This window comes from Cellulomonas sp. EB106-03-03-XG116 (genome assembly GCF_058792015.1).
Map to the genome: position 1 here is coordinate 36,506 of NZ_JBYTEP010000032.1, position 11,752 is coordinate 48,257.

The 11,752-nt window shown below is 76.3% G+C and carries 10 protein-coding genes; 7 read left to right on the plus strand and 3 right to left on the minus strand.

Annotated features, from left to right (window positions below):
• Positions 1–35: 35 nt before the first annotated feature.
• Positions 36–908, minus strand: a complete 873-nt coding sequence (gene rfbA / locus AC3WUG_RS12710) for a glucose-1-phosphate thymidylyltransferase RfbA (RefSeq protein WP_492327995.1) — start codon at positions 906–908, stop codon at positions 36–38.
• 121 nt (positions 909–1,029) lie between these two features.
• Between rfbA and AC3WUG_RS12715 the strand changes: the two genes are divergently transcribed.
• Positions 1,030–1,977, plus strand: a complete 948-nt coding sequence (locus AC3WUG_RS12715) for a glycosyltransferase family 2 protein (RefSeq protein WP_492327996.1) — start codon at positions 1,030–1,032, stop codon at positions 1,975–1,977.
• Here the strand turns inward: AC3WUG_RS12715 and AC3WUG_RS12720 are convergent.
• Positions 1,946–2,932, minus strand: a complete 987-nt coding sequence (locus AC3WUG_RS12720; RefSeq protein WP_492327997.1) for a lysylphosphatidylglycerol synthase domain-containing protein — start codon at positions 2,930–2,932, stop codon at positions 1,946–1,948. The genes AC3WUG_RS12715 and AC3WUG_RS12720 overlap by 32 nt on opposite strands.
• Before the next feature lie 56 nt (positions 2,933–2,988).
• Between AC3WUG_RS12720 and AC3WUG_RS12725 the strand changes: the two genes are divergently transcribed.
• The 4 genes from AC3WUG_RS12725 to AC3WUG_RS12740 all read left to right on the plus strand — a co-directional run bounded on the left by AC3WUG_RS12725 (position 2,989) and on the right by AC3WUG_RS12740 (position 8,385).
• Entirely contained in the window at positions 2,989–4,083 is a 1,095-nt protein-coding gene (locus tag AC3WUG_RS12725; RefSeq protein ID WP_492327998.1) for a glycosyltransferase family 4 protein, read from the plus strand.
• Between the two features lie 31 nt (positions 4,084–4,114).
• Entirely contained in the window at positions 4,115–4,978 is an 864-nt protein-coding gene (locus AC3WUG_RS12730) for a class I SAM-dependent methyltransferase (protein ID WP_492327999.1), read from the plus strand.
• A gap of 85 nt (positions 4,979–5,063) precedes the next feature.
• Complete coding sequence (manA, locus tag AC3WUG_RS12735; protein WP_492328000.1) at positions 5,064–6,266, plus strand: mannose-6-phosphate isomerase, class I; 1,203 nt, start codon at positions 5,064–5,066, stop codon at positions 6,264–6,266.
• Positions 6,267–6,279: 13 nt separating this feature from the next.
• A complete protein-coding gene (locus AC3WUG_RS12740) occupies positions 6,280–8,385 on the plus strand; it encodes a hypothetical protein (RefSeq protein ID WP_492328001.1) in 2,106 nt (701 codons plus the stop codon).
• Positions 8,386–8,597: 212 nt separating this feature from the next.
• Here AC3WUG_RS12740 and AC3WUG_RS12745 read toward each other — a convergent pair whose 3' ends face one another.
• Positions 8,598–9,365, minus strand: a complete 768-nt coding sequence (locus AC3WUG_RS12745) for a TIGR03089 family protein (protein ID WP_492328002.1) — start codon at positions 9,363–9,365, stop codon at positions 8,598–8,600.
• 182 nt (positions 9,366–9,547) lie between these two features.
• On the opposite strand from AC3WUG_RS12745, the gene AC3WUG_RS12750 reads away from it, so the two are divergent.
• Together AC3WUG_RS12750 and AC3WUG_RS12755 are read left to right on the plus strand one after the other, a co-directional pair.
• Complete coding sequence (locus AC3WUG_RS12750; RefSeq protein ID WP_492328003.1) at positions 9,548–9,877, plus strand: WhiB family transcriptional regulator; 330 nt, start codon at positions 9,548–9,550, stop codon at positions 9,875–9,877.
• A gap of 26 nt (positions 9,878–9,903) precedes the next feature.
• On the plus strand, positions 9,904–11,752 hold a 1,849-nt coding region (locus tag AC3WUG_RS12755), incomplete at its 3' end, for a glycosyltransferase family 2 protein (RefSeq protein WP_492328004.1).

An 11,752-nucleotide genomic window follows, 5' to 3' on the forward strand; every position in this document is an offset into this window, starting at 1 on the left:
GGGCCGGCGACGTCGCCGGCCCCGCCCCCCGGGGGTCAGTCGCGGCCGTCGGCCAGCAGGCCCAGCAGGTAGGTGCCGTACCCGGACTTGACCAGCTTCTCCGCCCGCACCCGCAGGTCGTCGTCCGACAGGAACCCGCGGCGCCAGGCGACCTCCTCGGGCGCACCGATCTTCAGGCCCTGCCGGGACTCGATCGTCCGGACGTAGTCCGAGGCCTCGAGGAGCGAGTCGAAGGTGCCGGTGTCCAGCCACGCGGTGCCGCGGGGGAGCACCTCGACCTGCAGCCTGCCCTGCTCCAGGTAGTGGCGGTTCACGTCGGTGATCTCGTACTCGCCGCGGGCGGAGGGCTCGAGGTCCTTCGCGATCGCCACCACGTCGTTGTCGTAGAAGTACAGGCCGGGGACGGCGTACGACGACTTCGGCTCGGCCGGCTTCTCCTCCAGGGAGAGCGCCCGGCCCTGGTCGTCGAACTCGACGACGCCGTACGCGGTCGGGTCGGCGACCCGGTACGCGAAGACGGCGGCACCGTCGATGTCCTCGAACCGGGTCAGCTGCGAGCCGAGGCCGGGGCCGTAGAAGATGTTGTCGCCGAGCACGAGGGCCGCGGAGTCGCCGCCGACGAAGTCCGCGCCCAGCACGAACGCCTGCGCCAGGCCGTTCGGCTCCGCCTGGACCGTGTAGCTGATCGAGATGCCGAACTGGGAGCCGTCGCCGAGCAGGCGCCGGAACTGCTCCGCGTCGTGCGGTGTCGTGATCACCAGCACGTCCCTGATGCCCGCGAGCATCAGGGTGGAGAGCGGGTAGTAGATCATCGGCTTGTCGTAGACCGGGACCAGCTGCTTGCTGACGCCGAGGGTGATCGGGTGCAGGCGGGTGCCGGAGCCTCCCGCGAGGATGATGCCGCGCATGGGCACACAGTGTGGCGCATGACGGCCGTCGCGTGTGGTCGTCCCACCCGGGAGGGTGGCGGCACCGGTCGCGCGCGACCTGCGATACTGGCGCGTCCCCTCCCCGTGCGTCAGGAAGCTCATGAAGGTCTTCGTCCAGATCCCCTGCCTCAACGAGGAGGACACGCTCCCCGCCGTGCTCGCCTCCATCCCGAAGCAGATCGACGGCGTCGACGAGCTCGAGATCCTCGTGATCGACGACGGCTCCTCGGACCGCACGGTCGAGGTGGCCCGGGAGCTCGGCGTCCGGCACGTCGTCCGGCACTCGCGGAACATGGGCCTCGCCCGGTCGTTCCGCGACGGGGTGGACTACGCGCTCTCGCACGGCGCGGACGTCGTGGTCAACACCGACGGGGACAACCAGTACCCGCAGGACCGGATCCCCGACCTGGTGCGGCCGGTCATCGAGGGCGTCGCCGACATCGTCATCGCCGACCGGCAGACCGCGACGATCGCGCACTTCTCGCCGTTCAAGAAGGTCATGCAGCGGTTCGGCAGCGCGGTGGTCAACCGGGCGGCGGACACCCGGCTGCCGGACGCCGCCAGCGGCTTCCGCGCCTACTCGCGCGCCTCGCTGTACCGGCTGAACATCGTCACCGAGTTCTCCTACTGCATGGAGACGATCATCCAGGCGGGGCACAAGCGCCTGCGGATCGTGTCGGTGCCCGTGACCACGAACGCCAAGACCCGTGAGTCGCGGCTCTTCAAGAACATCTTCCACCACATGGCCAAGTCGGGTTCGGCCATCGTGCGCAGCTACCTGATGTTCAAGCCCTACGCGATCTTCGCGACGCTCGCGGTCGTGTTCGGCGTGCTGGCGCTGATCCCGATGGTGCGCTTCCTGGTCCTGTGGGCGCTGCACGGGGACGCCGGCAACGTCCAGTCGCTGATCTTCGCCGCGATCATGTCGGTCGCGGCGCTGCTGTCCGTCGCGCTCGGCGTGCTCTCGGACCTGCAGCGCACCAACCGGGTGCTCCTCGAGGACCAGCTCGAGCGGATCAAGCAGATCCAGTACGACCGGACGCGCTGACCGCCGTCCGGCGGGCGTGCGCCTTCTCCGCCAGGATCGCCGCACCGGCGCTGACGCCGTCCCCGGCGAGCATGAGGAACCGGCTCACCACGGCGAGCACGAGCGCGTCCTCGCGGGGGAGCGCAGGGGCCAGCGCCAGGACCAGGGCGGCCTCGCGGGCGCCCGCGCCCGCCGGGAGGAACACGATCACGAACCCGACGACCCACGCGAGCGCGTAGCCGCCGGTCGTCAGCAGGAACAGGCCGTCCGGGGGCGCACCGATGGACCGGGCCAGCAGCCAGAGGTGCGTGCCGAACGCCGCCCACATCCCGAGGCACCACAGGGCCGACGCGAGCACCGCCCGGCCACCGATCGCACCGGCCGGTTCACGGCGCGTGGCGCGGAGCGCCAGGGTCACCAGCCGGTTGAAGACCGGGGGCAGGAGCACCACGACGCCGGCGACCGCGACCAGCACGAGCCACCAGTAGCTGGCGAATGCGTCGGGCGAGGACAGCGCCAGCGTCACGCCCGCGACGCAGACGCCGACGACCAGGCCGACCAGCATCTGGGTCAGCGACGCGAGGCCGGCGCGCGCCCGGGGGACGCCGTACTCCTTCGAGAGCTCGGCCTGCGCGACGATCGGCCACACGCTGCCCGGGACGTACTTCCCGAGCTGGCCGAGGAAGTACACGCGCGCCGCCGCCAGGCGCGGCAGGCGTGAGCCCACGCCCGTCAGCACCGCGCGCCAGGACAGCATGGCGCAGCACAGGCCGACGAGGATGGCCGCGACCGCGCCGGCGACGGACGCCAGGTCGAGCCGGCGCAGGCCCGCGACGAACCCGGTCCACTCCTGCGCGACGAACACCGCGGCGAAGACCACGACGAGCCCGAGGGCGGCCCACTTGAGGACCGCGCGCCAGCGAGCCCGGGAGGTCGCGGGGGCGGGCGTGCTGGTCTGCGGTTCGGTGTCGGGCACCCCGTGATGGTAGTCGGCGCCGGTGTACCGCCCGGTTCCGCGTAGGGTGCAGCACCGTGGCCACCGCGACCCTCTTCGTGACCCGGAAGTTCCCGCCCTCCGTCGGCGGGATGGAGACCCTCGCCTCCGACGTGTGGGCCACGCTGTCGGCCGCGGGCGACGGCCGCGACCGTCTCGTCGCCCACGGCGGGTCGAACGCGCGGATGCCCGTGTGGCTGCCCGGGGCGGTGCTCCGCACCGTCCGGCTCGTGCGGGGGCGCGAGGTCGGGTACGTCCTGGTCGGGGACGTCCTGCTGTACCTGCTGCTGCGCCCGGTGCTCGTCCTGCTGCGGGTCCCGCACGCCACGATGGCGATGGGGAAGGACGTGGTGTGGCGGCAGCCCGTCTACCAGTGGCTGGTGCGCCGCGTGCTGCCGCGTGCACCGCGCGTGCTCGCGATCAGCGCCGCCACGGCCGCGACCGTCGTGCAGGCAGGAGCGCCGGCCGACCGCGTCGTCGTGGTGCGCCTGGGGGTGCGGCTTCCCGAGGGTGGTCCGGCGCGTGACGCCGCGCGCGCCGAGCTGCGGCGCCGCTTCGAGGTCCCCGCGGGTGCGACGGTCCTGGTCACGGTCGGGCGCCTCGTGCGTCGCAAGGGCGTCGCCTGGTTCCTGGACGCGGTGCTGCCGGGGGTCCCCGGTGCCGTGCACCTGGTGGCCGGGTCGGGGGAGGACGCGGACCGGATCGCCGCTGCGGTCGCGGCGCACGGGCTCGGCGACCGGGTGCGCCTCCTCGGGGCGGTCGACGACGCGGACCGGGAGCTGCTCATGCGCGGAGCCGACGTGTTCGTCCAGCCCAACGTGCCGGTCGCGGGCGACATGGAGGGGTTCGGCCTGGTGGCGGTCGAGGCCGCCGTGCGCGGCTCGCTGGTCCTCGCCGCCGACCTGGAGGGCCTCCGCGACGCGGTGCTGCCCGGGGAGACCGGGGAGCTGCTGCCGTCCGGCGACGCCGAGGCGTGGCGCGCCGCGCTGGAGCGGGTGGCGACCGACCCCGGAGCCGCGGAACGGCGCGCCGCGACCTACGCGAGCCGGTGCCGCGAGGTCTACTCCCGCGAGCAGATGGGCGTGCAGCTCCGGCTCGCGCTCGGTGCGTCGTCGACCGGCCCGAACCCCTGACGCGGCGTCGGTCGTTCCGTACATTGGGGACATGACGGCGAGCAGTCCAGGGGGCCACGAGGCCGCGCGCGGCGAGGCGACGACCGAGCGCATCACGATCGACGAGTACCAGTCGTCGGAGGGCGACTACCTGATCTACGTGCTGCACGCCGCCACCTACGACTTCGCCCGGCCCCACGTCGCCGGCAAGGAGGTCCTCGACTTCGGGTGCGGCACCGGGTACGGGACGGCCGGCTTGGCGGAGGTGGCGACGCGCGTCACCGGGGTGGACATCGCCCCCGAGGCCGTCGAGCACGCGCGGGCGCACTACCGGCTGCCGAACCTCGACTTCCGGACCATCGGGGCGATCGAGCGCAGCGCGCTGCCCTTCGAGGACGACGCCTTCGACGTCGTGGTGTCGTTCCAGGTGATCGAGCACGTCCGCTCGGTCGACCGCTACCTCGCGGAGATCCGCCGGGTGCTGCGGCCGGGTGGCGTCTTCCTGTGCGTCACGCCCGACCGCACCCTGCGGCTCTTCCCCGGTCAGCGGCCCTGGAACGAGTTCCACGTCACCGAGTACGCGCCCGAGGGCCTGCGCACCGTGCTCGCACGGGAGTTCCCCGACGTCGAGGTGCTCGGCATGACGGCCGGGCCGGCCGTCCTGCGCGCGGAGCTCCGCCGGTACCGGCGCACGCGGCTGCTGACGTACCCCGTGACGTTCCCCGGGATCCCGGACCGCTGGCGCCTGGGAGGCGTGCGGCTCGTGAAGCGGCTCATCGGCGGCAGGTCGGCGGGTCGTCCCCCAGGCGGGGGCAGGCGCGACTTCGGGTTCGGCCCGGGGGACGTGCGCGTCGCAGCCGGCGCGGCGCCGAGCGTCAACATCGTCGCGGTGGCGCACGCGCCCGGGCGCGGCTGACGCCTCACCCGCGCGCTCGCCGGGAGGCCGCGGGCCGGCCGCTACCATCGGACCCCTGTCCTGCCGCCGAGCCTCCGGGGACCACGTGTACCGCCTCACGACCGCGATCCAGAACTACGCCTGGGGATCGCCGACCGCGATCCCGACGCTGCTCGGGCTCGAGCCGACAGGGCAGCCGGTCGCCGAGGCGTGGTTCGGCGCGCACGCCAGCGCCCCGTCGCGGTGCGTCTCGGAGGAGGGCACGCCCGGGCCGCCGATGCACGAGGTCATCGCCGCCGACGCGGCCGCGGTGCTCGGCGCAGACGTCGAGGCGCGGTTCGGTGCCGCCCTGCCGTACCTCCTCAAGGTCATCGCCGCCGAGACCCCGCTCTCGCTCCAGGTGCACCCGCAGGTCGAGCGCGCCCGGAGCGGGTTCGCGGAGGAGGAGTCCGCCGGTGTCCCCGTGGACGCGCCGCACCGGAACTTCCGCGACCGCAACCACAAGCCCGAGCTCGTCTACGCCCTCACCCGGTTCGAGGCCATGTGCGGGTTCCGCGCGCCCCGTCGGGCCGCCGAGCTGCTGGAGGGGCTCGACGTGCCGCTCGCGCGGGAGCTGCACGCGATGCTCGCGGCGTCGCCGTCGGCAGCGGGCATCGAGGCCGTCTTCACACGCCTGCTGCGGCCCGAGACACGGCCGACGCCGGAGGCGGTCGCGGAGGTCGCGGCCGCGTGCGCGGCCCGGCTCGGGAGCGGGTCGGTCTCGCCGCGGGCGGACCGGACCGTCGTGCGGCTGCAGGACGCGTACCCCGGTGACCCCGGGGTGGTGACGTCCCTGCTGCTCAACCCCGTGACGCTGCAGCCCGGGGAGGCGCTGTTCGTCCCCGCCGGCGGGGTGCACGCGTACCTCAGGGGCCTGGGCATCGAGATCATGGCGAGCTCGGACAACGTGCTGCGCGCAGGGCTGACGCCGAAGCATGTCGACGTCGACGAGCTCCTCCGGAACGTCGACTACGTGGCGGCCCCGCCGATCCGGATCGCGCCCGAGAAGTTCCACGGGGCGACCCGGGTCTACTACGCGCCCGTGGACGACTTCGAGCTGTCGGTGACGCGGGTGGACGACGGCCAGGTGCACCCGCTCCCCGGGCGGGGCCCGCGGGTCCTCCTGTGCCTCGAGGGACGCATGACCGTGAGCTCGGCCGGGGACGGTGCGCTCACGCTGACCCGCGGACAGGCGGCGTTCGTGCCGGCGTCCGACGGGGCGCTCGCCGTCGAGGGTGGGGGCACGCTCGTCCAGGCCGACGTCCCCTGACGGGTCGACCCGGGTGAGCGCGCGAGGGCGCGGGCCGCGGGAGCCGCGTGCCACCTCCAGAGCGGGTGCCGCGCGGCGCGCCGCCGAGCTCGCGGGTGCCGTGGTCCGCGCGCTGCCCGACCGCGCGCCGGTCGCCCTGCTGGCGGTCGGGCTCGCGGCGCTCGTCGCGGTGCTGGCGGGGCAGTTCCGGCCCGTCGTCGTGCTGCCCCTCGCGGTGGTCCTCGTCCTCGTCACGTGGCACTGGGTCCCGTCGTCGCCCACGGGCCGGCGCCACCTGCTGGCCGCCCTGGTGGCCCTGGCGCTCGTCGCGGGCTGGACGGTCTGGGGCTGGTCCAGCGCAGGGGAGTACGTCGTCGTGAACCGCGATCCCGGGTTCCTGACGCTCAAGGCGCTGTGGCTCACGCAGCACCCGTCGAGCGCCATCCCCGTCGGGAGCGCGGAGGCGGCGGCCGCAGCGACCGCCGGCGGGAGCGCCGCCACCGAGGCCTTCTGGCTGCAGGGCGGCGCGCTGCACGCCCAGGGCAGCAGCATGCTGCCCGCGCTGCTCGCGGTGCTCGGCTGGTGCGGCGGCGAGCACGCCGTGCTGGCGGGCGGCGTGGTGCTGGGTGCGATCGCGCTGCTCTCGGTGTTCGCGGCGGCACGCCGGGTCGCCGGGCCCTTCTGGGCCCTGGTGCCCACGGCGGCGCTCGCAGGCAGCCTGCCGTTCCTCGTCGGCACGCGCGCCGCGTACACGGAGCCGCTCACGATCGCGCTGCTGTGCGGCGGGCTCGCGGTCGGACACTCCGCCTGGCGCCGGAGCGCCGTGGGCGCGCACGCGCTCGCCGGGCTGCTGCTGGGCGCGGTGGGCGCCGCGCGGATCGACGGCGCCGTCGTCCTCGTCGGCCTCGCCGTGGGCTACGCGCTCGCGGGCGTGTCGCCGCCGGGGCGGGCCGACCGCCGGGCCGCGACCCGGAGCGGGCTGGCCGCGCTCGGCGCCGGTGCGGCGATGGTCGGGCTGGGCCTGCTCGACGTGCTGCTCCTGAGCCCGGAGTACGCGCGGGTGCACGCCACGCAGCTCCGGGCGCTCCTCGTCGCCGCCGGGGTCGTCGTCGTGCTCGCCGTCCTCGTCCTCGTGCTGCCGGCCGGGTGGCTCCGGGGCGCCAGGGCCGCGGCGCTCGGTCGTCGCCGCGGCCTGGGTCGCATCGCGGCGGCCGCGGTCGTCGCCGGGGGCGTGGTGCTCGCGAGCCGGCCGTTGTGGTGGCAGGGGCACTACGTCGACCCGGAGTCCGGCGCCGGCTACGCCGTCCAGGTCCTGCAGGCCGCGGCGGGCGAGCCGCTGGACGCCACGCGGTCGTACGACGAGCGCACGCTGGCCTGGGTCGGCTGGTACCTCGGCGTGCCCGCCGTGGTGCTGGGTCTCGCCGGTCTCGCGCTGCTCGCGCGCCGGTCGGTGGCGGGGCGCGACCCGGCCGCGGCGGTGGTCGTCTCCGTGATCGGCGTCGCCGCCGTGTTCCCGCTCGTGCGCGCGAGCATCACCCCCGACCAGGTGTGGGCGGTGCGCCGGCTGCTGCCGGCGACGTTCCCGGGCCTGCTCATCGCGGGGGCGGTGGCGCTCGAGGCGGTCGCCGGTGCGTGGTGGTCGTGGGCGCCCCCGGCCGCGGCCCGACGGGCGGTTGCCGCCGGCCTCGCGCTCGCGGTCGTCGCGTTCCCGCTGACGACGTGGCGGCCCGGGGCGTCGGTCGTCGAGCTGTCCGGCCGGGCGACCCAGGCGCACGCCGTGTGCGACGAGCTGGCCGACCTGGGCGTCGACCGCGTGGTCTGGACGCACTCGAGCCCGTTCCGGTACCTCGCGACGCTGCGGGTGCTGTGCGACGTCGAGGTGGTCGAGTTCGTGTCGCCCCCGACGACGGCCGACCTCGCGGCGGTGCGCGCGGCGTGGGGCGGCGGGCCGGTCGCGGCGCTCAGCTTCGACCCGGGCAGCTACGCGTGGACGGTGCCGCCGGCGGAGTCGGTCGGCGCGACGGCGTCCACGACGCTGGGCCGGACGCTGACGGGCGTGCCGCGGACCGTCGACACGACGTGGAGCGAGGTGTGGGTCGGCCTGGTGCAGGACGACGGGACGGTCGCGCCGGCGGGCTGAGCACGCTGCCGGGGCCCCGGCGGGTCGGTGCCGCCGGGGGCGGGGCGACGGACGAGCGCGGCGGCGCGTCCCGGGCGGGCCGGCCGTCACCACCGTGTGAGGTCGTCACCACCGCGTGAGGTCGTCACTCGTGCGTGACGACCTCACCGCGATGTGACGACCTCGCGGGCGGGAGGCGGGCGGGAGGCGGGCGGGACGCGGGCCGGGGCGGGTCAGAGGCGGGTCGTGACCCGCTCCGAGGTCGCGATCCGGTCCGCCCGCGCGGTCTGCTCGGCGGCGTCCCCGGGCTCCGGGCGCAGCAGCACGACCGAGCCGCCGCCCGCCAGCACGCCCAGGGTCGCGAGCAGCGCCGGCGCGGTGGCGCCGCGCTCGTCCGACACGGGCAGCAGCGCGCGCGCCCCCGCGGGCACCGGCGCCGCCCCGGACGCCGCATCGACCAGCCCCCCGTGCGGGACGGGCGTCGCGCCGACCTCCAGCGCGGGCTCCGCCGGCTCGACCGCGGGCGCCCAGCCGACGACGTCGCCGTAGGTCATCACGGACTGCGCGGCGTCGAGCGCGCCGGCCGGCAGGTCGCCGTCGAACCGGCGCGCCAGCGCGGGCAGCGCCACGGCGACCACCCCGGCGCCGCGGGGCAGGTCGAGCGCCGCCGGGCGGTCCGAGACGACCACGTCGGCGGTCGCCGCCGCGGCGTGCGCGTCGGTGGCCACCGTCGCGCCCACCCGCCACGCCGCCAGCGCCCAGACGACGGTGCGCCAGTGCGGCGGCAGGTCCAGGAGGACGCGCGTCCCGGGACCGGCGTCGAGCTCCTCGACGAGCAGGTTGGTGGTCTTGCTCACCCAGTTGTCGAGCACGGCGCCGGACAGCTCGATGCGCTCGCCCGCGGGGCCGTACCAGGTGAGCCGGGGACGGCCCGGCTCGCTGAGCAGGGCGGACAGGACGTCGGCGACGGACGTGGCGGGACGGGGCGTCGAGAGGGGCACGGGAGCAGCCTAGGTGCCCGTGTTCACGCGGATACGGACATATCGCCCGGTAAGCGCTCCATTAGCAGTCTCCCGCTTGACTACGCGGAACGACACGCGTGTAATTCCCTGGAACGGGTGGCTCGCAGGCGACTGCGGACGGCCTGCGGACCATCGACACGAGCACGACGGGGGAGGCACACATGTGGAGTCTGCTCGACGACGAGGGACCCTTCCCGTCCGAGGCGCGCACGCCCCAGACCGAGGCGGTCGCGCCCGTGCTGCCGCTCTTCGGCACGCCCGAGGACGACGGCATCATGGGCTGGCAGGAGCGCGCCCTGTGCGCGCAGACGGACCCCGAGGCGTTCTTCCCCGAGAAGGGCGGATCGACCCGCGAGGCCAAGAAGGTCTGCACCGGCTGCGAGGTCCGGGCGGAGTGCCTGGAGTACGCGCTCGCCAACGACGAGCGGTTCGGCATCTGGGGCGGCCTGTCCGAGCGTGAGCGCCGCAAGCTCAAGCGGCGTGTGGTCTGATCGCGCCCGCCGGGGCGCCTGACGTCGTGACCGCCAGCACGCTGCACCCCGGCGCGCCCACGACGGGCTCCCTGCCCGCCGCCGCACCCGCGACGGCGGTGGTCGTCGCGCGCGGCGTCACCCCGTTCGTGGCGACGACGCTCCGCGCGCTCGCCGCCCAGACCCGCGCGCCCGCCCGGGTGCTGCTCGTCGACGCGGGCGACCGCCCGGACCCGGGCCTCGCCGCGGTGCTGCGGGAGGCCGGCCTGCCCGCGGGCAGCACCACGCTGCTGACCGCCCCCGGCGCGCGCACCTTCGGCGACGCCGTGCGCGCCGCCGTCGCGGCCGAGGACGACCTGACCGGCGGCGGCTCGCGCTGGCTGTGGCTGCTGCACGACGACTCCGCCCCGGACCCCGCCGCGCTGGCCGAGCTGGTCCGCGCCGTGCAGGCGGCGCCGTCCGTCGGGGTCGCGGGCGTGAAGCAGCGGACCTGGACCGCGCCCGCCCGGCTGCTGGAGGTCGGCGTCCGCACCTCGCGGTCCGGCCGGCGCATGACCGACATGGAGCCCGGCGAGGTCGACCAGGGGCAGCACGACGGCCGCGAGGACGTGCTCGGCGTCGGCGTCGTCGGCGCCCTCGTCCGGCGGGACGTGTGGGCCGAGCTGCGGGGGACCGACCCGGCGCTCGGACCGTTCGGCGACGGCCTCGACCTGTCCCGCCGCGCGCGGCTGGCCGGCCACCGGGTGCTCGTGGTGCCCTCGGCGGTCGTCCGGCACGCCCAGGCGGCGTACCACGGGCTCCGCGACCCCGGCACGGACCCGGCCTCGATCGTCGACCTGGACGCGGACGGCGAGCCCGACGGCGCCGACCCGCGGCGGTCGTACGCCGCCCGCCGCGCCGCCCTGCTGCACCAGCGCCTGGTCTGGGCCCCGCTGCCGCTCCTGCCCCTCGTCGCGGTGATGGCCGTCCTGGCCGGGCTGGTGCGCGTGCTGGTCCGGATCGCGACGAAGGAGCCGGCCCTCGCCGCCGCCGAGCTCGCCGCGCCCCTGCGCGCGCTGGGCCGGCCCGCGGCGGTCGTCCGCGCCCGGGCGCAGGCCCGCCGTACCCGCGCGGTGCCGCGACGCACGCTGCGGCCGCTGCAGGCCGACGGCCGCACCGTGTGGCGGCAGTGGCGCGACCGGCGGCTCACCCGCGCCGAGGCCCGCCGGGTCGTCCGCGCGCCCAGCGAGCTGGAGCTGCGCGAGCTCGCGGCGCTGGCCCTGCGGCGCCGCGCCGGCCTCGCGGTCGTCGCCGTCGCCCTCGTCGTCGTGACGGCCGCGGCCTTCGGTCCGCTCGTGCTCGGCACGCTGTCCGGGGAGTCGCTGGTCGGGGGCGCGCTGCTCGCGGCGTCGTCCGGGCTGGGTGACCTGTGGGCGGCGGCGACGAGCGGCTGGGTGCCGGGCGGCCTCGGCTCGCCCGGCCCCGCGGACGCGCTGGTCACGGCCCTGCTGCCCGGGACCGCCGTCGTCGGCGGCAGCCTCGCCGTCGCGCTCGCCGTGCTCGTGCTGGGCTCGGTGCTGCTCTCCGGGCTCGGCGCCTGGTTCGCCGCGGGCGCGGCCACCCGGTCCGTCGGCGTGCGGGTGTGGGCCGCGGTCGTGTGGGCCGCGCTGCCGAGCCTGCTGCTCGCCGCGGGCCAGGGCCGCGCCGGCGCGGTGCTCGTGCACGTGGCGCTGCCGTGGCTCGTGCTCGCGCTGGCGCGGGCCGTCGGGGCGCAGCAGGTCGACGTCGTGCTGTCCGGGGTCGCCACCGCCGCGCGCGCCGAGGACGGCGCCGTGCCCGGGCGGGACCCTGGCGCCGAGGAGTGGCCCGACCCCGAGGCGTGGGCGCGCGCGGGCGAGCCGGCGCGCCGCCGGGGCT